Below are 21,184 nucleotides of genomic sequence, written 5' to 3' on the forward strand. Positions count from 1 at the left end.
TTGTTCTTGCAATTTGCGATCAGAAATCAAAGTAGCTAGCATAGAAAAACGCTCAAGGCCTGAATACCTTGAGCGTTTTTACGCGATTACATTTTTTCCAAACCCTGCCGTTGCTCCTCATCAATAATATGCGTGTACAACCCCGTTGCACTGGTCGAATTCTGACCAAGCTGGGTAGCCACGAGCTGTTCGTTCTTGGTGGCTAGATAGAGCTTGGAAGCCAGAGTGTGCCGGAGCTTGTGGGGGGTAATTCGGACCTTGAACGCCGCCGAGTATTTGGCGACCATCTTTTCCATGGAATTGGCCTGCATTCGCGAGGCCTGACCGCGATAATTGCTGAGAAATAAGGCACGGTCGCCACTGAGGGCGTGGTAAGTGGCCGTACGATGGTCGACGTAGTCCTGAATGTACGGTAGCGTCCACGGGGCAATCGGGACGGTGTCGCGTTGACCGCCCTTACGGATGACGCCAATCGTCCCGGTCTTGAGATTCAGATGCCGCAGGTCGGCGTTGGCCGCTTCGGAGACCCGCAGCCCGCTGCCCAGTAGCAGGGCGTTGATGGCCAAATCTCGGCGTTTGTCCCGGTGAAAGTAGCGCTTCTTGGCCGGCGACAGGAGCGCCTCATATTTTTGATCGATAAAGTCTAGGTAGTCGTGGTCGGTATTCCCCAGCATGAGCTTGGTCTTGAGGTTGGCTGCTCGGGTGGCATAGGTCTCGCTGGTGCGGACCAGGGCAATCTTGTGCATGACGTTGCGGTCGAAGTAGGCCTCGCCGTGGTCGTCCTCCGTATCCTCGGTTAGGTATTTAAAGAGTGAGGAGAGGGCATTGAGTGACCGATTGATCGTGGGGTGGGTGCGACTGCCAGGAGCACCGGTCAGTTTGGTCTGGTTCAGCAGGGCCGATTTATACAGCTCAACGGTTTCTTTCTTTAATGTCGCCAAGACCTGAATGTCAATGTCGGCGGGGCGTTGAGCGGGGGTCAAGCCTTCGCTAATCAGCCAGTTGAAGAAGCGCCGGAACTCTGTTAGGTATTGGTATAGGGTGGCTGGCGACAGGGGAATTGTGGCCTTGGCCTGATAATATTCCTGAACGTACCAGGGTGCCGTGGCCAATTCTTCGTCGATTAATTTTAAATAATGTTGTTTTTCCATAGAAGTGGCCTCCAAACATATGTTCTCATTAACCATGATACCGGGGAATCTAAAAATTAGCAAGTCCCCCGTTTAATTTTTGTGGACTACTATCTTTAAAATATTTGTTTTAATGAAAGTAATTGCCATATTAATTATCGCCAAAACCTAGGTCACCTAAGACTTGCCAAGTCAACGGATGGCACGATCAGGTAGCAAAACCACCGTTGTGGCGGCATTTAACGCAATTTGCCCTGACTGACAACGGTTTTCTTTGAATTGACCGACTATTGGCAACGAATCCCGGTATAACAACGTTTATCGCGGCTTTTAAGTCCTGAGAGTCGACTTGAAAGCCGGTTGTAAGTCGCAATACCGGTCAACTTTGAAGCCAGCGACGGCTTTATCTGAATTGGCTAGAATTACCCAGGCGGCGATTAACATTAACCGCCAAGCCCTAAGTATGCCAGTCCAGCTTAGACTGGTGATCGGTCGTCCAGCGCTCACGTTGTCAGCATCTGAATCGACCGAGACGAGACCTCGACCAGTCGCTAAATCAAGCGGTCCTAGGCGGCCATTTTAGACGTCGATTCTGAGCACACGTTCAGCAATCAGATGGAGACCTGACCACGAGATTAACGCAGAATGCGCCTCAAAATAAAGCTGATTGGCGTTGTTCTAACGGTCTAACGACCACAACCGGTGAAGCGGTGAGTGGTTAGCCATGTCGAGAACGCCAGACGAAAAAATTTGCAGCGACCTTTGATGAAGAACCTTATTTACTTCGACAGCTTCTGGCGGGTTAAGCCGGCTAGAAAGTCGCAGCCGGATTCGGTCAGTGAATGTGGTGACCAATTAAAGTGGAATGGGGGCACCACCAAAATTCACGGTGGAAGTTTATTTCATTCTCTACTTTACATAATATATATTATCGAAAGTAGATTAAAATCCAAAAAATAAGGGCGTTTACGCAATCTGGTTCTTCAACCTACCGATCACGCTGAGCCCTTATCTCGTATTTAAATTTGGCCTTCACGACTTAGCGCTTGTAAAATCCGCCGCGTGATTGGCGTAAGTTCTGTTGGCAACGCGTCCAATGGAAAATATGTGGCGCTGCTGGTTTCGGTTTGGTCCGCATACAACTCGCCGGTCGCCGTCAGTTGGTAAACCGTGGTCACGGAATCAATCTGGTCGCCATTGGGATACGTATACTGCATGCCCGGACCGCTAACCACCGTCAGCAATTTTGCTTGTCGACCGATTAAGCCGGTTTCCTCACGCAGTTCACGACTAGCCGTCGTTGCCAGGTCTTCGGCGAGTTCCTTGGAACCGGCCGGCAAGCCCCAGAGTCCATTGTCCGTTCGTTTAACCAGTAAGAGTTGTTGCGCGCGTAATACCAAGGCCGCGGCGCCCACGACGATTAGCGGCTGCGAGCCCATTTTTTGCCGTAAATCCAACACGTAACTCATGACGTCACCATCCTTTACCCTTAATTGTAACGCACACCTAGACAGTTAGGCCTGCCAATTTTGACGAATAAAGTCCTCACGACCGCCCATTTCCTCAATCTGATAGCGAAACGGGTTCTTGCGGTAAAAGTCCTGATGTTCTTCCTCCGCGGGATAAAACGGTTGGGCGTCCTCGATGGTTGTCACAATGGGCGCATCAAATTGACCACTGGCGGCGAGCTTAGCCTTAGAGGCCGTGGCGATTTGACGTTGCTCAGGACTATTCACGTAGATGACGGGCCGGTAGCTGTCGCCGCGGTCCTGAAATTGACCGCTGGCATCGGTGGGATCGGTTTGCCGCCAATAAATCTCGACGAGGTCGGCGTAGCTGATGATGGTCGGGTCGAACGTAATTTTCACGGCTTCGGTGTGGCCGGTCGTGTGACTGGCGACCTCGGCGTACGTGGGATTGACCGTGTGACCACCGGTGTAGCCGGAAATCACGGATTCGATGCCCGGCTGCGTGTCGAACGGCTGAACCATGCACCAGAAACACCCGCCGGCAAAAATCGCGGTTGCTTTTTCACTCATAACGGGACCTCCTTAGGATTGTTTCGGAAATAATTGTTCAAAGTCGTGGTAGCCCTGGGCCTCTAGTTCGCTGGCCGGGATAAACTTCAGGGCCGCCGAGTTAATACAGTAGCGTAAGCCCCCCGCTTCCTGCGGCCCGTCGTTAAAGACGTGACCGAGGTGCGAGTGCGCATCCGAGCTCCGAACTTCTTGGCGAACCATCCCGAACGAATGATCCGTATTTTCCTTGACGTTGGCGGCGTCGATCGGTTTAGTAAAGGACGGCCAGCCACAGCCCGCATCGTATTTATCCGTGGAACTGAAAAGCGGTTGGCCACTCACCACGTCCACGTAAATGCCGGGTTCATAAAAGGCATCGTATTTACCGGTAAAGGCCGGCTCCGTCGCGGCGTTCTGTGTCACGGCGTATTCCTCGGCAGTTAGCCGGGCTTTCAAATCAGCTGCTGAATCGGGTTGTTTCATGCGAATTCCTCCAATCAATTGCACACAATCTTTTGCCTTAGTTCTAGTGTAAGACTCTGAGGCCAAAAGGCAACTAATTTGCCTAACTAATCTGCCTAACTAATCTGCCTAACTAATCTGACCCCCAACCGATGCGATTCTGATGGACTTGATGGTTGAAACATTGCAGCGGCCGATCGTTTAGCCGCTAAGACAAAAAGCGCCGACCCCTCGCGGATCGACGCTTGCCTTCTATTCAGCTGATTAGCTGGCTTGTCCAGCCGGTGTTAGATAGCGCTTCTTGACCCCGTTGATGTCGACCTGTTGGATGCCAACGGACCGATTCTGGTAGTACATCACGCTATGCTTCGATGGGTTGTGAGCGAGGCCCATCGCGTGTCCTAATTCGTGTTCTGCAACGTGTAAATCATCTGATCGAGAATAGCCGTAGCTGTGAAGCAAGGACGGATTGAGTTCCGAATCGACCTTGAAGAAGTAGTCGTTTCGCGCCCAAAATTCCGTCAAACCAACGTCCCTGCCTAACCGCTTCGCTTGGCTTGCCGAAGCCGTAGACAACTTAATTTGAGCCGTCTTGTTGGAAGCAAGCCTGAAGGTAAAGGCCCCCGTTTTATTCCAAGCCTTGATTGCCGAGCGCCAGATCCGTTGGTAGTAAGCGGATTTGGTGGTAATGGCGTAGGTGGCATGGTTCTGCGCGAATCTTTCAGGTCCAAACGGTGTCGTGGTGGCTGCCAACGCCACAGCACCACCAACTTGGCTGACAAAAAGACTGATCGCAACAATGGCCATTACGATTTTTCGACCCCAAGTACTTCTTGTCATGCAAAATCCCTCTCTCTTATCAGAGGAAAATGCCTGACGACTACCATCGACCCGTATTATATGCGGGTCGGTTAAAAGTTGCGATAAAAACGCCCCGCGCAGCGAAAGTTTCTGCACGGGGCGTCCCAATTATTGTAAATTAACCAAATTAAGCGTTAAAAGCATCGGTCAATGGTGGGACCACTTGCTTCTTCCGAGAAACGACACCAGGTAAGCTGGCTCGGTTGTCTTCAAGCTTGGCGTTAAAGGCTTTTTCAACGATGTCTTTAGGTTCACCGGCAACGATCATTTCGGAATCGCTGTTCAAGACATTCGTGGCCAAGGTGATGAACAGGTCGTAACCGTCAGCGGCGATTTCGGCGTTCATTTCCTTTTCCAGACCGGCTTGACGAGAAAGCACATCGTTCAGGTCAACCGTGTTGATTTGGCCAATCCGGACGCTGTGACCGTTCATGTCGAAGGATTTGGCATCGCCATCAATTAATTCCTTGTCGCTCTTGGCGGACAGATTAGTGCCGGCCTTCAGCATGGCAATCCCATAGCTTTGAACGTCGATGTCGGCAATTTCGGCCAAGGCCCGTACGGCTTCGCGGTCCTTATCGGTGGTGGTTGGGGACTTCAACAACAGGGTGTCGGAAATGATGGCGGATAACATCAAGCCCGCTAACTTAGCTGGGATTTCAATCTTAGCTTCGTCAAACATTTCCGTCAGGATGGTGCTGACACACCCCACGGGTTCGGCCCGGTAGTACAGGGGTGAATCCGTGTGGAAGTTAGCAATCCGGTGATGGTCCACCACGAAAGTGACCTGAACCTTGTCGAGGTCGCTGACACTTTGTTGAGCTTCGTTGTGGTCGACCAGCATAACTTGGTCGACTTCGTTTGAGGCCGTCTTGATGACCCGAGGAGCGGGTTCGTCAAAGTGGTTCAACACATAGTTGGTTTCCATGTTGGGTTCGCCCAAGGCCACGGCTTCAACGTCGTAGCCCTTTTGAGTTTGGAGGTAGGCAAAAGCCTTAGCTGCCACGATGGCATCCGTATCAGGATTTTGGTGACCGAAAATTAACGCTTTACTCATTAGTAAAAAACTCCTTTAATCCATATTTTTAAGGTTATTTGTTACGCAATTGTTTAAGGCGCGAAATGTAATCGTCGGTGTGGAGATAGCGATCAAACTGCGCGAGAAAATGGCTGATGCGCGGGATCTCCGCCTTGCCCTTGCGGAAGACAAAGGCTAAATCAAAGCGAATATTGGGCTCAAAGTGCGCCGTCCAGGTCTTAGGCAAGTCGTCTTGCCCGACCATAAACGAGTTAGGCAACGCCGTGGACGCCCCGGTCTGCATGGAAAAGTGCAGTAATTGGGTTGGCGTGGTGAAGTTGGCCACCCCTTTGGGAAAATCAGCCAGTTGGTTCTTGTAGGCCTCGTGAATCGTTTGATTCAGGTAGTAGCCGTCCGGATACATGGACCAGACGTTGGCCGTGGTGTCCTTGAACTTAATCCGGTGTTTCTTGGCGAGTTGTTCATCGTGGTGAATAAACAACAGGTCATCCGAAATAATCTTCTTGGATTCGTACGGCTTCCAATTCTTAATAGAATCGTCCGGCAGGTACATGATCGCCAAATCAATCTTGTTATTTTCCAGCCGCTCCCAGATTTCCTTTCGGGTCAACATGTGAAAGGAAATCTTGAGTTCGGGATTGTTCTGGTAAGACAAGATGGCAAAATCTTCAAAGACCGCGTCCTCGATGGAAGCCAGCAAGCCAATGTTAATTTCACCCTGCGTGGCACTCGTAGACTGCTGAATCTCATCGGTCGCCTGGTTCAAAATGGCGTAGATCTTGTGGGTCGCATCTAACATGGTGTAGCCCGCATCCGACAACCGGAGCTTCTTGCCCACGGAGTAGAAGAGCGGTGCCCCCACCGTTCGTTCGAGTTTCTTAATCTGTTGGGTTAAAGCTGGTTGGGTGATGCCCAGAATCTGGGCCGCCTGCGTATAATTCATGGTTTCTGCAAGTTGCAGGAAATACGTCAGGGTTTTAGAAGAAAAAATACTCTCTTGCTTCGTCTTCATCCGCATTTACTCCTTATGACTGGCGTGACGAACCGTCTTAGCCGACAACTACGTCAGCCTAATAGTAACTATTAATCTCTATAATAGGCTGTTTTGAATGAAAGCGCAACGATTACCGCTCGCAAATCCACGCGTTGCCGGGTCGACATCACCTAATCGAGGACTAATTCGGTGGGCTTGACGCGCAGCGACACGGGCGTTCCTTCCACGTCCGTATCCACCACGAATGAGCCGTTGGAGTAGCGTCCGCTCAGCGGGTGTTCGGTTGGTAAGACGTCGTGTGTGCGTTCGCGACTGGTCATGATTTCCAGTGGCGGATTGCCGGCCGGAATCGTCATGAAGTCCACGACCCGGTGCGGATCACGCTTTAATTCGCGCAGGACCAAGACCCCACGCCGCGCCCGACTGGTGACGGAGAGTTCCTTCATCGCCAAACGCTTGAAGCCCCCACGCTGGGTGACCAGCGCAATGGTATCGGTGTCGGTGACCAGGGCCAAATTAACCACCTCGTCATCGTCACGCAGGTCCATGGACCGGACGCCGGTGGTTCTTGCCCCGTTGACCGAGACCTCATCGACCGGATAACGGAGGGCGTAACCGTTCTTTGAAATCAGGAGAATCCCCGATTCCACGGGTTCCGTCAGGTAGCTGACGTGAACCACGCGGGCATCGTCGTGCTTGAGCTTTTCGTAAACCGCGGCTCTGCTCTTATACGTCCGTCCTGGCGTCAGGTCGCTAAAGGCCGTCTGCTTGACGTACCCGTCGCTGGTCGCAATCAGGAAGCGTCCGGGTTCCTTCAGTGACTTAAAGGCAAAGGTGGCCACGATTTCCTCGTCGCTAGCGAGACCAATCGTCTGGGAAATGTGTTCCCCGGTCTCCTTCCACTTCACGTCACTAATCTCATGGACGGGCCGGTAGATTAGATTCCCCTTGCTGGTGAACATCATGAGGTGATCTAACGTGCTGAGCTTCTGCATAAAGATTGGGTAATCCTCGTCCTTGAGCCCATTGTCCTCGGGATCGGAGGCGGTATACGACCGGACACCTGAGCGCTTCAGGTAGCCGTCGTGACTGACCAGGACGACGACCTCTTCATCGGCGACCGTGACGGTGGTCTTAATCTTGAGGTCTTCAATCTTGTCCTGGATCTCGGTCCGTCGAGGGTTCCGGTAGGTCTTGGCGATGGCCTTGAGTTCCTTGCGGAGCACCGCATTTAACGTCTTGGGTTCGGCCAAGATCTTATGGTCCTGTTCGATGGCCGCCGACAGCTTGTCGGATTCGGCTTGGAGCTGGGTTACGTCCGTGTTGGTTAACCGGTAAAGCTGCAGGGCCACGATGGCGTCCGCCTGCTTTTCGGAGAAATCATAGGCGCTGACTAAGTTGTCGCGCGCATCACGACGGTCCTTGCTGGCCCGAATGGTCGCAATCACCTTATCCAGAATGGACAAGGCCTTAATTAACCCGACCACGATGTGTTGCCGGTCCAAAGCTTTTTGGAGCTCATATTTGGTCCGCTTGGTGATGACGTCGCGTTGGTGTTCCAGATAGGCGGTCAGAATGGTCTTTAAGCCCACGTGTTCCGGCCGCATGTGGTTAATGGCCACCATGTTGAAGTTATACGTAATCTGTAATTCGGTGTTCTTAAACAGATAGTTCAAGACTCCCTGTGCATCGGCATCACGCTTCAATTCGATGGCGATGCGCAGGCCGTCCCGGTCCGTTTCGTCCCGGACTTCGGCGAGGCCTTCGACCTTCTTGTTCAGGCGAATCTCGTCAATCTTCTTGACCAGTTGGGCCTTGTTGACTTCGTAGGGAATCTCGGTCACGATGATCTGACTCTTGCTACCACGGAGGGGTTCAATCGCCGTCTTGGAACGGACGACCACCCGACCCCGCCCGGTTTCGTAAGCCTTCACGATTCCGTCTTTCCCCTGAATGATGCCCCCAGTTGGGAAGTCGGGGCCCTGAACAAACGACATCAGTTCCTCGAGCGTGGCCTTGGGATGACTGAGCAGGTAGACCAAGGCATCCACGACCTCGCCCAAGTTGTGCGGCGGGATCTCCGTGGCATATCCGGCGGAAATCCCGGTGGACCCGTTCACCAGCAAATTAGGAAAACGGGCGGGTAAGACCGTGGGCTCGTACTCGGTGTCATCGAAGTTTAAGACCATTTCAACCGTGTCCTTGTCGATGTCACGCAACATTTCGCCGGCGAGCTTACTGAGCCGGGCCTCGGTGTACCGCATGGCGGCCGCCGGGTCACCGTCCATCGACCCGTTATTCCCGTGCATTTCGACCAGGGGTTCGCGAACCTTCCAGTCTTGACTCATCCGGGTTAACGCTTCATAGATGGAGCTATCGCCATGGGGGTGAAAGTTTCCCATGACGTTTCCGACGGACTTGGCGGACTTCCGGAAGCCCTTGTCGTAGGTGTTACCGTCCTTGTTCATAGCAAATAAAATTCGCCGTTGAACGGGCTTCAAGCCATCGCGAATATCGGGGAGTGCCCGCTCTTGAATGATGGATTTGGAATACCGGCCAAACCGGTCGCCCATGACTTCTTCTAACGTTAATTCTTGAATCTTTTGTCCTTCACTCACGAAAGATGTGCTCCTTTCACCGGTTATTTAGTCGTTGGATCCACAGGTTCTGAGGCTTCCAACAGGCTGGTGTTATCGTCTTCCAACGTAAATTGCACGTTGTTTTCAATCCACTTCCGGCGGGGTTCAACCTTGTCACCCATTAACGTGGTAACCCGGCGTTCGGCCAGGGCCGCGTCGTCGATTTGGACCCGAATCAGCGTCCGCTTGTCGGGGTCCATAGTCGTGTCCCAGAGTTGTTCGGCATCCATTTCACCGAGTCCCTTGAACCGTTGGAGGTTGTAGCCGTGCTTGGCGATCTTCTTGGTCTTCTGGTCTAATTCATCGTTGGTCCAAGCATAGTCGATCGTGGACTTCTTACCGGTCGTCTTAATCCGATACAACGGTGGCAAGGCGATGTAGACGCGGCCAGCGTCAATCATCGGCCGCATGTACTTGTAGAAGAAGGTGAGCAGCAGAATCTGGATATGCGCCCCATCGTCATCGGCATCGGTCATGATAATAATCTTGTCATAGTTAGCGTCTTCGATGTTAAATTCGGCGCCGACTCCCGCCCCGATGGTATAAATCATGGTGCTAATTTCTTCATTCTTCATGATGTCGGGCAGCTTGGCCTTTTCGGTGTTCAGAACCTTCCCCCGGAGCGGCAGGATGGCCTGGAACTTACGGTTACGCCCCTGCTTAGCGGAACCCCCGGCGGAATCCCCTTCGACTAAGAACAGTTCATTCTTCGCCGAATTCTTGGATTGTGCGGGCGTCAGCTTACCGGACAAGAGGCGTTCGTGCTTCTTGTGACGCTTGCCATTCCGGCTCTCGTCACGGGCCTTCCGGGCGGCCTCACGCGCTTGGCGGGCCTGAGTCGACTTGCGAATCAACATCTTCCCGAAGTCGCCGTTTTCCATGAGATAGTAGCCCAGCTGTTCGCTGATGATGCTATCCACGGTTGCCCGAGCTTCCGGCGTTCCCAACTTTTCCTTGGTTTGCCCTTCGAATTGCAGAAGGTTTTCCGGAATCCGCAGGGAAATGACGGCGGACAGGCCCTCTCTGACATCAGTTCCTTCGAGGTTCTTATCGCGATCCTTGAGTAAGCCGACCTTGCGGGCATATTCGTTGAATGCCTTGGTCCAGCCACTCCGCATACCGACCTCGTGAGTCCCGCCATCCTTGGTACGGACGTTGTTGACGAAGGACAAGAGGTTTTCTGTGTACCCGTCGTTGTATTGCGCGGCGACTTCGACCTCGATGCCGTCCTTCTTGCCGTCAAAGTACATCACGTCGCCGAGGGTATCCTTGTCTTCGTTAAGATAACTCACGAATTCCTTGATGCCATCTTCGAAATGGTATTCTTCGGCCTTCTCCTGACCCTCGCGTTCATCGGTCAGGGTAATCTTGACGCCCTTGAGCAGAAAGGCCGATTCCCGCAACCGTTCGGCCAGGGTGCCGAAGTTGTAGACGGTCGTGGTGAAGATCTGACTGTCTGGTTTAAAGGTAATCGTGGTCCCGCTATGCGCACGCGTCTTGCCTTTCTTTTCTAACGTGCCTTGGGGATGGCCCCCCTTGGCGAATTTTTCTTGATAGCGGACCCCGTCACGCACGATGGTTACGGTCAGTGAGCTGGAGAGCGCGTTGACCACGGAGGCCCCCACACCGTGCAGCCCCCCAGAGGTCTTATAGCCCCCTTGGCCGAACTTCCCGCCGGCGTGGAGCACCGTTAAGATGACTTCCGGCGTCGGTAGTCCCGAGGCGTGCATACCCACGGGCATACCCCGGCCATGGTCAACGACCGTGATACTGTTGTCCTGGTGGATGGTAACGTTGATTTCCTTACCGTATCCGGCCAGTGCTTCATCAACGGCGTTATCGACAATTTCGTAGACCAGGTGATGAAGCCCCCGGCCGTCGGTGGAGCCGATATACATCCCAGGACGTTTACGGACAGCTTCCAATCCCTCCAAGACTTGAATAGAGGAATCGTCATATTTAGGTTGTGCTTTCGCCATGCGTAAATCCCCTTTACTTTTACTAGTTTCGATTTAACTTTACGATACCCTTTAGTTTACCGCAATGCGAACGTATGTTCAAATGAACCGTTTAAATCGCATGGGGCGGGTTTTCAGTAACCACATTATCATACCACAGGAAACTAAAAACTGGCTAGTTTCCTGATATAATTGGCGGAACGCGGAAAACATGCTAAAATATAGAGCAGCTTATTAGTGGTGGCAAACAGGCATTGCGAATTGCCACCGGGAGAAAGAGCGGAGGAATGACGTGTGAAATTAATCGGGTTACTCATGGTGGCCTACCTGCTGGGGGCCATTCCAAATGGCGTCTGGGTGGGCAAGACCTTCTTCCATACCGACATTCGGCAGTCTGGTTCTGGAAACATTGGGACGACCAATACTTACCGGGTGCTGGGCCCCTATGCCGGGACGGTGGTCATGGTCTTGGATATCGCGAAGGGAACCGTGGCCACGTTGCTGCCCACCTGGGGGCACGTGACCACCATCTTGGGAACGGCCACGCCCCTACTCTTCGGCTTATTTGCCGTCTTGGGGCACACCGTCTCGGTCTTTGACCACTTCAAGGGGGGCAAGGCCGTGGCAACCTCAGCGGGGATGCTACTGGCCTACAATCCCATCATGTTCGTGATTGCGGCCGGCCTGTGGGTCAGTCTGATCTACTGGACCAGCATGGTCAGCCTAGCCAGCATGATTGCCTTTTCGCTAATCACGCTGATCTCGCTAGGCTTTCACGATTGGTACCTGACCGGAATTGCCCTGGTCCTGACGATCTTCGTCTTTTACCGGCATCGAACCAATATCGTCCGGATTAAGAATGGAACGGAATCCCTGGTGCCATTCGGACATGGCTACCAGAAGCGTCACGCCAAATAAGAACACGGAAGGCTCTCAACGACTATTGCCGTTGGGAGCCCTTTTTAATGAGCCAATAAACGTTAGAAATAAGTCACCTGGTAAGCGGCGTGAAAGTCGGCCCCACCGGCCAGTCGTTGAATGGCCACCTTGGTGGTTAGGTCGCCCGTTGCTTGGACGTCGTCGGCCAACCCCCACCAGGGCTCCAGACAGACGAACGGCGCTTGCTTGGGGTACGGTGACCAGATGCCCAGGTACGGAGCCGCCACCGTCAGGGCAACGCCGTGGTCGTCCGCTGGGGTACTCAGCATGACGGTCGTTTCGTGATTGTCCAGCGTGAGGACCTGCGCATCGTGGGCAAAGAGCTCGTGATTCAGGGCCAGCGGCTGCGTGAGGTCTAGGGGTACGCTATGCTGGGTATCGCTGTATGGCCCCACCAATGGGACGCGCTGATAGACCTTTTTAGGCGAAACGGTCACGTGGTAGTCGGTAAAGTCCGCGGCGGCCCTGCCGAAAGGCACGTTGAACCCGGGGTGCGCGCCGAACGAGAAGACCATGGGCGCGGTGGCCGGATTGGTTACCGTGGCACTGACCCGCAGCTGATGGTCGACCAGTTCGTAGGCTAACGTCAAAATGAAGTCCAGTGGGTACAGGGCCTTGGTCTGCGCGTCGGCTGTGAGTTCCAGGCTCACCCGAGTCGCCGTCTGTTCGGTGACGGTGAATTCCCGGTCGCGGGCAAAGCCGTGCTGGGTCAACCGATACGTCTGGTCATTCAGGCGGTACTGGTTATCCTGTAAGCGCCCCACAATGGGAAAGAGGATGGGCGCGTGGCGGCCCCAATAGGCCTTATCCGCTTGCCACATGTACTCTAAACCACTGTCATTATCCTTAACGCTGGTTAATTCGGCCCCTAACGGATTGATCTGCACCGTCAGGTAATCGTTGTGCAACGTAATCATCGAAATTCCTCCCACTTATTCTGCTGGCCCTTTGGCACGAAGCCTCCCAAATACTGGCGTACCGAGGCGAGATGACCACGTGTGCGCCGAAAAAGTAATCGGTTTCACGCGCGTCTTGCCTCATTCGGGCCCGTTTAATCTCTATCATACCGTATCCCACGAAAAAGGGCCAAGACAATCGTCCTGGCCCCCACATCGGTTTATAGGATGTACCGTGATAAATCCTTGTTTTGAACAATGTCGCCGATCTTATCGTTGACGTAATTCTCGGTAATCGTGACATCGCCGGTCCCCATGTCGGGCCCTTCGTACAGCAGGTCTTCCAGGAGTTTTTCCAGAACGGTTTGTAACCGCCGCGCCCCAATGTTTTGGTTCTCGTGGTTGAGCTCAAAGGCCAATTCGGCAATCCGTTCGATGGCTTCCATCGTGAAGGTTACCTTGACGTTGTCGGTCCCGATCAGCGCGATGTATTGCTTAATCAAGGCGTTGTTCGGTTCCGTCAAGATCCGTACGAAGTCTTGCTTGCTGAGGTCGTTTAATTCGACCCGAATTGGGAAACGCCCTTGTAGTTCGGCAATCAAGTCGCTGGGCTTGGATTCGGCGAAGGCGCCGGCCGCGATGAAGAGAATGTGGTCGGTATCAATCGTTCCGTACTTGGTCTTCACCTGAGTACCTTCGACAATGGGGAGAATGTCGCGTTGAACCCCTTCACGAGAGACGTCGCCACTGTTTTGGCCACTGCCCTTGGTGATCTTGTCGATTTCATCGAGGAAGATAATCCCGGTGTTTTCGGCCCGCTTGATGGCATCGTGGTTGATGTCGGCGTTGTTGACCAGCTTCTCGGATTCCTCGCTGACCAAGATTTCCCGCGCTTCGGCCACCGTGACCGTCCGCTTAATCCGCTTCTTGGGCATGATGGCGCCCAGGGTGTCGTTTAAATCAATGCCCATTTGGCCCAGCATGTTGTTATCCGTGGCGCCGGCTTGTTGGGGATCGTCCATTTCAATTTCAACGGTGTGGTTTTCCAACAGCCCTTGATTGAGTTGTTCCGTCAAAGAGAGACGCTCATTACGAATCTCGTCAGTGACTTCTTCCTGTTCGCTGGGTGCGGTCGGCATCTGGCCGTTTTGCATCTGGGAGAACATGTTCATCATGTTGGCGAAGTCGTTGTTGTTCTTGTTTTCCTTCTTCTTCGCCGGGGCCAACAGCTTGACCAAGCGCTTGTTTGCAGCTTGGGTCGCGTCGGTCCGGACATTCTTAAATTGGTCTTGTTTTTCCATGGCCACGGAGACCTCGACCAGGTCGCGAACCATCGATTCCACGTCGCGGCCCACGTAACCAACCTCGGTAAACTTGCTGGCCTCGACCTTGGTGAATGGCGCGTGAACAATCTTGGCTAACCGGCGGGCAATTTCGGTCTTCCCGACCCCGGTTGGTCCAATCATCAGCATGTTTTTAGGGGAAATTTCCTCTTGCATGGCGGCATCCAGTTGCATCCGCCGGTAACGGTTTCGTAAGGCAATGGCGATAGCCTTCTTGGCTTCATCCTGGCCAATGACGTATTGGTCCAGTAAGCCGACAATCTCTTTAGGTGTTTTATTAATGGCGTCCACTGTACAGTCCTCCAGTATTAAAGTTCTTCAGAAATAACGTTTTCGTTGGTAAAGATATCGATACCACCGGCAATGTGAATGGCGCTTTCGGCGATTTCCTTGGCGCTCATATCCTTGGCGTGGTGGTGTAGGGCCGTGGCGGCAGCTAAGGCAAAGTTACCACCGGAACCGATGGCTAAGATGTCATCGTCGGGGGCAATGACTTCCCCGGAGCCGGAAACCAGCAGCATTTCGTCCTTGTCCATGACAATCAACAGGGCTTCGAGCTTCTGTAGGGCTTGATCTGAGCGCCATTGCTTGGCGAGTTCGACAGCGGCCCGTTGAAGATTACCGCTGTATTCGTTGAGTTGACCTTCGAATTTTTCTTCGAGGTTAAAGGCATCGGCAACGCTCCCGGCGAAGCCCACGACGACTTGATTGTTGTAGATCCGCCGAATCTTGTGGGCGGTCCCCTTCATGATAACTTTTTCTCCCATCGTGACCTGTCCGTCACCGGCCATTGCGTTGTGACCGTTGTGCCGAACCGCACAGATGGTAGTTGCTTCGAATTTTACTGGCATTAGTTAATCGCTCCTTATGATTGTGTCGAATGATCGTGATCTTCGGTGGCGCGCGGGAAGAATTGGCGATAATCGCGTTGAAGATGTTCCCGCGTCACGTGGGTATAGATTTGGGTGGTCGACAGGCTACTGTGACCCAGTAGTTCCTGAACCGACCGCAAGTCCGCCCCGTTATTGAGTAAATGGGTGGCAAACGTGTGCCGCAGCATGTGGGGATGAATCTCAGTGGTGAGGCTACTGCGTTTGATAATCTGATTCAGCAGGTAGGTCACCCCCGCTGCGGTCAATTGCCCGCCGTGCGCATTGATAAAGACAAAGTCGTGCTGCTGATGGTACTGGGCCATTAGGGGCGTCCGCGCGGCGTCGACGTAAGTCGTTAGAGCGTCGCTGGCGTAGTGGCCGAATGGGACGTACCGTTCCTTATTGCCCTTCCCGTGAATCAACATGATGCGGTTGTCAAAGTCAATATCGTGCAGGGTCAGGTTGACACACTCGCTGACCCGGATACCCGTCCCGTACAGGATCTCCAGCACCGCAGAATCGCGGGTGGCCAGTTGGTGATTGGCGTTGCCCGCGGCGGCCGTGAACAACGCCGTCATTTCCCGCTCGTAGAAAAAGCGTGGCAGGTGATTCTGATGGTGCTTGAGCTGGACGTAGGCAAACGGATCGTCTGTCGCTAGCCCGTTACTCATCAGAAAATTGTAGAACGAGCGTAACGTGGAGAGCTTGCGGGCAATCGTGGTTCGCGCGTAGTGGTGATCGTAGAGGTCACTGAGATAGACTTCGACGTCCAGCTGGTCAATCTGCGTCCAGGGTTTAAGGCCCCCGTTATCGCGCAGAAACTGGCTGAACTCGTCTAAGTCTTCCTGATAGGCCTTGACGGTTTCGGGTGAGTATTGCCGTTCCCCCTGCAGGTACGTCATGAATTGTTCGACTGCTGAAGCCACGGCTGACACCTCCTGTACGTGTTAATGCTAGCAAACGCGCTTAAAAAACACAACTAACTCATCAAAAAATGGCGGATTAGGGGGCTGACGGCCAACGTGACTGGGGAGGGTCGCTTTTAGCGGCCATGTCTTGGGGCAAAAAAAGCCCGAGATAACCTTATCCCGGACCCTTGATGCATGCTTATTTCATTATTTTTGTGGAGCTTCTTCGTAATCGCCATTTGGACAAACGATCTGAACGCCGCCTCTAATCTTCTTGGCAACCAGGTAGTGACCGTCCTTAGGGCAATCACGGCCGACCGGCTTGTCCCAGGAGACGAAGTCACAGTCGGGATACCGGGAACAACCGTAGAAAATCCGGTTCTTCTTAGACTTCCGTTCGATGACTTGGCCCTTGTGGCAAACGGGACAAACCACGCCGATTTCCTTCACGATTGGCTTCGTGTTGCGGCAATCTGGGAAGCGGGAGCAGGCGTAGAACTTACCGTAACGCCCCATCTTCACGACCATTGGGGCCCCGCAGATGTCACAGTCAAAGCCGGCAGGTTCGTCACGAATCTGAATCTTTTCGATGGCTTCTTCGGCGTGGGACACCTCGGTAGAAAACGGCTTGTAGAAGTTGTCAATCACCTTGACCCAGTCCTGCTTGCCCTCTTCAACCCCATCCAATTCGTCTTCGAGGTCGGCGGTAAAGCCCACGTCCACGATATCGGGGAAGTAGTCCTTGATAATCTTATCGACGATTTCCCCCAGCTCGGTGGGTTCGAAGCGCCGGCCAACTAGTTTGACGTAGTACCGCCGTTGAATTGTGTCCAGCGTTGGTGCGTAGGTCGATGGCCGGCCCACACCGTTTTCTTCCAACGCCTTAATCAGGTTGGCTTCGGAATACCGTGCCGGCGGCTGAGTGAAGTGTTGGGCCGGATCGGTCTTGGCCAATTTCACTTGGTCACCGATTTCGAGGTCGGGTAGGAGATTATCCTTTTCCTTACCGTCCTTATAAATCTTTAAGAACCCTTCGAACTTCATCTTTGATCCGTTGGCCCGGAACGTCACGCCGTTTTGTTCCAACGTCACGGCCATGGTGTCCATGATGGCGTTAGTCATTTGGCTGGCAACGAAGCGGTTCCAAATGAGTTGGTATAACCGGAACTGGTCCCTGTTCAACCGTTCCTTGAGGCTAGCCGGTGTCCGGAAGACAGACGTGGGCCGAATCGCCTCATGGGCGTCCTGGGCACCCTCGGGCAGCTTGCCCTTGATGGGCTTGGTTGCCGCATACTCGGCACCGTACTTCTCGTGAATGAACGTGGAGGCCTCATGCTTGGCGATGCTGGAAATCCGGGTGGAGTCGGTCCGCATATAGGTAATGAGCCCCTGCGTCCCTTCCTTGCCCAGGTTAATCCCTTCATAGAGCTGTTGGGCGGCCATCATAGTCTTACGCGTCCGGAAATTCAGCTTGCGGTTGGCGTCCTGTTGCATGGAACTCGTGGTAAATGGGGGTTGTGGCGAACGCTTCCGTTCCTTACGTACCACGTTGGTGATGTCAAAGTTCCCCTTCTTATCGAGCTTGGCCAAGACGTCCTGCACCGCGGCATTGTCCTTCAGGCCGGCTTTCTTGCCGTTGAGGCCGTAAAAGCTGGCACCAAACGTATGCCGGGCCTTCTTGAAGTTGGCATCGATCGTCCAGTATTCTTCGGGTTGGAACGCCTTGATTTCATTTTCCCGTTGGATAATCAAGGATAAGGCGATCGACTGCACCCGACCAGCACTGAGGCCCTTCTTAACCTTTTTCCAGAGCAACGGCGAGATGGAGTAACCCACCAGACGGTCCAATATCCGCCGTGCCTGTTGGGCATTGACCAGATTCATGTCGATTGAACGGGGCGTCTTAAAGGCTTCCTTAACGGCGTCCTTGGTAATTTCGTTAAACGTTACCCGGTTCTTGTCGGTCACATCTAGATTTAAAATGTGGGCAAGATGCCAGGCGATGGATTCCCCTTCACGGTCGGGGTCAGAGGCGAGGTAGACGGCCTTGGCTTTTTTGGCCTCGGACCGCAATCCCTTGATGACGTCACCCTTCCCCCGGATGGAAATGTAATGCGGGTCGTAGTTGTTATCGAAGTCGATCCCCATCGAACTCTTAGGTAAATCTCTGACATGGCCGAGACTAGGCACAACCTTGTAGGTGCGGCCTAAATATTTCTCAATGGTCTTGGCTTTAGCCGGTGATTCCACGATAACTAATTTTTTTTGCGGTTTCCGCCGCTTCTTTGTACTAGCTTTCGCTTTGGTCTTAGTCGGCAAATCACATTACTCCCTCGGTGGGCAGACCACAAAGCCCCGTTGCACGCGTGGCCTCGCGTCTACATACTTGTTTTTACGACGAACAATCCGTTCGCTAATTTTTTCACTATAATCCCACTCATGGTATTTCAAGTTAGGGTAACTTGTCAACTAAAAGTTCTTCCATTATATGTTCGGAATTCAAGATTGGTTTTGCGCCAGCTAAAATTAATTCGTTGGTCCCGACCGAGTTTTGACCGTCAATCGTGCCCGGGACGGCCAGCACATTTCGATTTTCTTGTAGCGCGATATTGGCCGTGATTAGGCTGCCGGAGCGGTGTGCGGCCTCGATGACCAGAACGCTCTGTGCCAGACCGGCGATGATGCGGTTGCGTTCCGGAAAATGATGGCGGGCTCCGGGCGTGCCCCACGGATATTCCGACAGGATGAGTTGATGGTGGGCTAAAGTTTTCATTAAGTCTCGGTTGGCGGCCGGGTAGCAGGTGTCTAACCCGGTGCCAATCACAGCGATGGTGGTTCCCCGGTGGGCCAACGCCACCTGATGAGTCAGCGTATCCACGCCCTGCGCCAGACCGGAGACCAGGCAGACTCGTTGTTCCACGATCGGCGGCAACAACAGGCGCATGGCCCGTAAAGCGTAGTCCGTGGGCTTACGCGACCCCACCACGGCCAGCTGGGGCGCCCGTAGCCGGCGGAGGTCGCCTAGAAAGTACAGGGCCAGCGGCGGCGCGTAGGTTTCTCTGAGCTGGACCGGATACGCCGCGTCGACGATGGTCATACAGCCGCTGTGGGTCAGATTTTCCGTGACGGTATCGTTGGTTTCACGACTGAACAAATCCAATTGGAGCGCCGCCGTCAGTTCGGCGTTGAGCGTGAGGTCCGCGGCCATTTGTGCGACCACCAGGCTATCTACCACGGTGATTTCGGGATGACCGTCTAACCACCGCCAGCAGGCATTCGCCGTTTTCCGGCCAACGCCCCGTACTAAATTTATCCGCATGAAAAAATCACGAAGTGTCAGTTGCATGGAATCAACCTCCCAGTCCTCTTTAGGACTAACTCCGTGATTGTGCGTCAATTATTTTTCGAACAGGTGAAAAAGTTTTGCGATGAATCGGGGTCACGCCCCGGTCGGCCAGTCCGGCCAGGTGTTCGGCGGTGCCGTAGCCCGCGTTATTTTTAAAACCATACCCGGGATACAGCCGGTCGTAAGTGTCCATCAGGTGGTCCCGGTAGACCTTGGCTACGATGCTGGCGGCAGCCACGCTGGCACTCTTGGCATCACCCTTGATGAGGCGCGTCTGCGGCAGGTCCACGGGGATCTGCATGGCATCAACGATCAGGTGTTGCGGGGCCACCCCTAGTCCCAGTACGGCCCGCTGCATGGCCACGCGCGTCGCCTGGTAAATGTTAATCTGGTCAATCAGAGCGCTACTGCCAATCCCGATGCTGACGGCCGTGGCCTGAGCGAGAATCAGCGGATAAAGTCGTTCCCGTTCCTTGGGCGTCAACTGCTTGGAGTCGTTGACCAAGGGGATGTCGAAGTCTTGCGGCAAAATCACGGCGCTGGTGACCACGGGACCGGCCAACGGTCCACGGCCGACCTCGTCGATACCGGCCACCAGCTTTCCGGCGGCCCAGAGTTGGCGTTCGAAGTGCAGACGTTCCTGGAAGGCATTTTCGGCCGTTGCCTGGCGGTCTAAGCGCCGTTGAATCTGTTTCAGGAGCAACTGGGCCCCCTTCCGCGAATCGGCCGCTAGCGTCACAAGACGGGGGTCTGCGGGGTCGGTTACATCGGCCAGGTCTTGTTTTAAACTGGCGAGGCTAGGTTGCTTACTACTCACCGGACTCACCCGCCTGTGGTGCGCGGTCTAAGGTGAAGCCGCCGAGTTTCTTCCGCCGGGCGTCTAGAATCAACCGTTCGCTGGCCCGTTCATAGTCGTCACGCATACCAACCTTTTCCGTAATCTTTAGCAGCAGGTCGACATCGCTCAGGTCGAGGTCGGCATCGTTGAGGTGGTAACGTTCTAACAGGGCAGAGGCGTGGTATTGACGGAAGAAACCGAGGGCGTACAGGGCGACGTCGTCCTTGGCGTAGAGCTTCTCTTTGATGGCCCCGGTCAACGCCAATTTCTGAGCGGTTTCTTGGTCCTTGAACTTGGGCCACAGAATGCCGGGGGTGTCTAGCAGCTCCAGATGTTTGCTGGAACGGAGCCACTGTTGGCCCTTGGTGACGCCGGGAGTGTCCCCGACCTGTGCGGCCTTGCGGTTCACCAAGTGATTGAGCAACGTGGACTTTCCCACATTGGGGACGCCGACCGTCATGGCCCGCATCGGCCGTTCTTTCAAGCCCTTGGCCTGTTCGGCGGCTAGCTTGTCGGCCAGAATGTCCAGGGCAATCTTGGTAATCTGCTTGGGGGTCACGTTCGCCCGCGAGTCGATGGCGATGGCGGGTTGTTGGTGTTCCCGGTAGTAGCTGAGCCAGGCAGCGGTTTGCTGCGGATCGGCCAGGTCCTTCTTGGTTAAGATGATTAAATGGGGCTTGTTCTGCGCGATTCGGGCCACCTCGGGATTACGTGAGGCCGCGGGAATCCGGGCGTCCACGAGTTCGAAGACGATATCAACCAGATGAACGTTTTCTTCCATCTGGCGAATGGCCTTCGCCATGTGCCCGGGGAACCATTGAATAGTGCTCATAGTGCTCTCTCCTTTGATATAGCAACGTTTGTAGTGTGTCAAAATTTTAAAATTACCAGAATTTGCCATAAATGTGCCCTGTGGCCTGTATGAATTACGGCAAATTCTC

Annotated in this window: 18 protein-coding genes; 1 reads left to right on the top strand and 17 read right to left on the bottom strand. The window is 53.8% G+C overall.

Annotation, left to right across the window (positions count from 1 at the left end; genetic code table 11):
• Positions 1 to 86: 86 nt before the first annotated feature.
• The 9 genes from xerS to parE form a co-directional block, all read right to left on the bottom strand.
• Positions 87 to 1,151: a tyrosine recombinase XerS gene (gene xerS, locus V8I28_RS01160; protein WP_341778292.1), complete on the bottom strand. Its 1,065-nt coding sequence runs from the start codon at positions 1,149 to 1,151 to the stop codon at positions 87 to 89.
• Between the two features lie 998 nt (positions 1,152 to 2,149).
• Entirely contained in the window at positions 2,150 to 2,599 is a 450-nt protein-coding gene (locus tag V8I28_RS01165; protein WP_341778293.1) for an NUDIX hydrolase, read from the bottom strand.
• Between the two features lie 45 nt (positions 2,600 to 2,644).
• Entirely contained in the window at positions 2,645 to 3,169 is a 525-nt protein-coding gene (gene msrA / locus V8I28_RS01170; protein ID WP_341778294.1) for a peptide-methionine (S)-S-oxide reductase MsrA, read from the bottom strand.
• A gap of 12 nt (positions 3,170 to 3,181) precedes the next feature.
• Positions 3,182 to 3,631 (bottom strand): peptide-methionine (R)-S-oxide reductase MsrB, encoded by a 450-nt coding sequence (gene msrB / locus V8I28_RS01175; RefSeq protein ID WP_341778295.1) that lies wholly within the window; start codon positions 3,629 to 3,631, stop codon positions 3,182 to 3,184.
• 243 nt (positions 3,632 to 3,874) lie between these two features.
• Positions 3,875 to 4,450 (bottom strand): matrixin family metalloprotease, encoded by a 576-nt coding sequence (locus V8I28_RS01180; RefSeq protein WP_341778296.1) that lies wholly within the window; start codon positions 4,448 to 4,450, stop codon positions 3,875 to 3,877.
• Positions 4,451 to 4,598: 148 nt separating this feature from the next.
• Positions 4,599 to 5,528, bottom strand: a complete 930-nt coding sequence (locus tag V8I28_RS01185; protein ID WP_341778297.1) for a manganese-dependent inorganic pyrophosphatase — start codon at positions 5,526 to 5,528, stop codon at positions 4,599 to 4,601.
• Between the two features lie 34 nt (positions 5,529 to 5,562).
• Complete coding sequence (locus V8I28_RS01190) at positions 5,563 to 6,522, bottom strand: LysR family transcriptional regulator (RefSeq protein WP_341778298.1); 960 nt, start codon at positions 6,520 to 6,522, stop codon at positions 5,563 to 5,565.
• A 152-nt stretch (positions 6,523 to 6,674) separates the two neighbouring features.
• Complete coding sequence (gene parC / locus V8I28_RS01195) at positions 6,675 to 9,122, bottom strand: DNA topoisomerase IV subunit A (protein WP_341778299.1); 2,448 nt, start codon at positions 9,120 to 9,122, stop codon at positions 6,675 to 6,677.
• 23 nt (positions 9,123 to 9,145) lie between these two features.
• Complete coding sequence (gene parE, locus V8I28_RS01200) at positions 9,146 to 11,122, bottom strand: DNA topoisomerase IV subunit B (protein ID WP_341778300.1); 1,977 nt, start codon at positions 11,120 to 11,122, stop codon at positions 9,146 to 9,148.
• Positions 11,123 to 11,395: 273 nt separating this feature from the next.
• Here parE and plsY point away from each other — a divergent pair, with 273 nt between their 5' ends.
• Positions 11,396 to 12,019, top strand: a complete 624-nt coding sequence (gene plsY, locus V8I28_RS01205; protein WP_341778301.1) for a glycerol-3-phosphate 1-O-acyltransferase PlsY — start codon at positions 11,396 to 11,398, stop codon at positions 12,017 to 12,019.
• Positions 12,020 to 12,081: 62 nt separating this feature from the next.
• Here the strand turns inward: plsY and V8I28_RS01210 are convergent, their stop codons facing one another.
• The 8 genes from V8I28_RS01210 to ylqF all read right to left on the bottom strand — a co-directional run bounded on the left by V8I28_RS01210 (position 12,082) and on the right by ylqF (position 21,075).
• Positions 12,082 to 12,957, bottom strand: coding sequence for an aldose 1-epimerase family protein (locus V8I28_RS01210; RefSeq protein WP_341778302.1), 876 nt, complete (start codon positions 12,955 to 12,957; stop codon positions 12,082 to 12,084).
• A gap of 200 nt (positions 12,958 to 13,157) precedes the next feature.
• A complete protein-coding gene (hslU, locus tag V8I28_RS01215) occupies positions 13,158 to 14,570 on the bottom strand; it encodes an ATP-dependent protease ATPase subunit HslU (protein ID WP_341778303.1) in 1,413 nt (470 codons plus the stop codon).
• A 17-nt stretch (positions 14,571 to 14,587) separates the two neighbouring features.
• Complete coding sequence (gene hslV / locus V8I28_RS01220) at positions 14,588 to 15,130, bottom strand: HslVU peptidase proteolytic subunit (protein ID WP_168848589.1); 543 nt, start codon at positions 15,128 to 15,130, stop codon at positions 14,588 to 14,590.
• 14 nt (positions 15,131 to 15,144) lie between these two features.
• Positions 15,145 to 16,053, bottom strand: a complete 909-nt coding sequence (gene xerC, locus V8I28_RS01225) for a tyrosine recombinase XerC (protein ID WP_445928170.1) — start codon at positions 16,051 to 16,053, stop codon at positions 15,145 to 15,147.
• A gap of 213 nt (positions 16,054 to 16,266) precedes the next feature.
• Complete coding sequence (gene topA, locus V8I28_RS01230) at positions 16,267 to 18,378, bottom strand: type I DNA topoisomerase (RefSeq protein ID WP_341778305.1); 2,112 nt, start codon at positions 18,376 to 18,378, stop codon at positions 16,267 to 16,269.
• 133 nt (positions 18,379 to 18,511) lie between these two features.
• Positions 18,512 to 19,405 carry a DNA-processing protein DprA gene (gene dprA, locus V8I28_RS01235; RefSeq protein WP_341778306.1) on the bottom strand — a complete coding sequence of 298 codons (894 nt, stop codon included), beginning with the start codon at positions 19,403 to 19,405 and terminating at the stop codon, positions 18,512 to 18,514.
• A gap of 28 nt (positions 19,406 to 19,433) precedes the next feature.
• Positions 19,434 to 20,222 (bottom strand): ribonuclease HII, encoded by a 789-nt coding sequence (locus tag V8I28_RS01240; protein WP_341778307.1) that lies wholly within the window; start codon positions 20,220 to 20,222, stop codon positions 19,434 to 19,436.
• Positions 20,215 to 21,075, bottom strand: a complete 861-nt coding sequence (gene ylqF, locus V8I28_RS01245; protein WP_341778308.1) for a ribosome biogenesis GTPase YlqF — start codon at positions 21,073 to 21,075, stop codon at positions 20,215 to 20,217. The genes V8I28_RS01240 and ylqF overlap by 8 nt, the downstream gene beginning before the upstream one ends.
• Positions 21,076 to 21,184: the final 109 nt, after the last annotated feature.

The organism is Levilactobacillus sp. HBUAS70063, from assembly GCF_038374745.1.
In the GTDB taxonomy this organism is placed as follows: Bacteria; Bacillota; Bacilli; order Lactobacillales; family Lactobacillaceae; genus Levilactobacillus.

Excerpts from the sequence above, each read along its gene's own strand:
- xerS (WP_341778292.1), bottom strand. The coding sequence starts at position 1,151 with ATGGAAAAACAACATTATTTAAAATTAATCGACGAAGAATTGGCCACG.
- V8I28_RS01165 (WP_341778293.1), bottom strand. The coding sequence starts at position 2,599 with ATGAGTTACGTGTTGGATTTACGGCAAAAAATGGGCTCGCAGCCGCTA.
- msrA (WP_341778294.1), bottom strand. The coding sequence starts at position 3,169 with ATGAGTGAAAAAGCAACCGCGATTTTTGCCGGCGGGTGTTTCTGGTGC.
- msrB (WP_341778295.1), bottom strand. The coding sequence starts at position 3,631 with ATGAAACAACCCGATTCAGCAGCTGATTTGAAAGCCCGGCTAACTGCC.
- V8I28_RS01180 (WP_341778296.1), bottom strand. The coding sequence starts at position 4,450 with ATGACAAGAAGTACTTGGGGTCGAAAAATCGTAATGGCCATTGTTGCG.
- V8I28_RS01185 (WP_341778297.1), bottom strand. The coding sequence starts at position 5,528 with ATGAGTAAAGCGTTAATTTTCGGTCACCAAAATCCTGATACGGATGCC.
- V8I28_RS01190 (WP_341778298.1), bottom strand. The coding sequence starts at position 6,522 with ATGAAGACGAAGCAAGAGAGTATTTTTTCTTCTAAAACCCTGACGTAT.
- parE (WP_341778300.1), bottom strand. The coding sequence starts at position 11,122 with ATGGCGAAAGCACAACCTAAATATGACGATTCCTCTATTCAAGTCTTG.
- V8I28_RS01210 (WP_341778302.1), bottom strand. The coding sequence starts at position 12,957 with ATGATTACGTTGCACAACGATTACCTGACGGTGCAGATCAATCCGTTA.
- hslV (WP_168848589.1), bottom strand. The coding sequence starts at position 15,130 with ATGCCAGTAAAATTCGAAGCAACTACCATCTGTGCGGTTCGGCACAAC.
- xerC (WP_445928170.1), bottom strand. The coding sequence starts at position 16,053 with ATGACGTACCTGCAGGGGGAACGGCAATACTCACCCGAAACCGTCAAG.
- dprA (WP_341778306.1), bottom strand. The coding sequence starts at position 19,405 with ATGCAACTGACACTTCGTGATTTTTTCATGCGGATAAATTTAGTACGG.
- ylqF (WP_341778308.1), bottom strand. The coding sequence starts at position 21,075 with ATGAGCACTATTCAATGGTTCCCCGGGCACATGGCGAAGGCCATTCGC.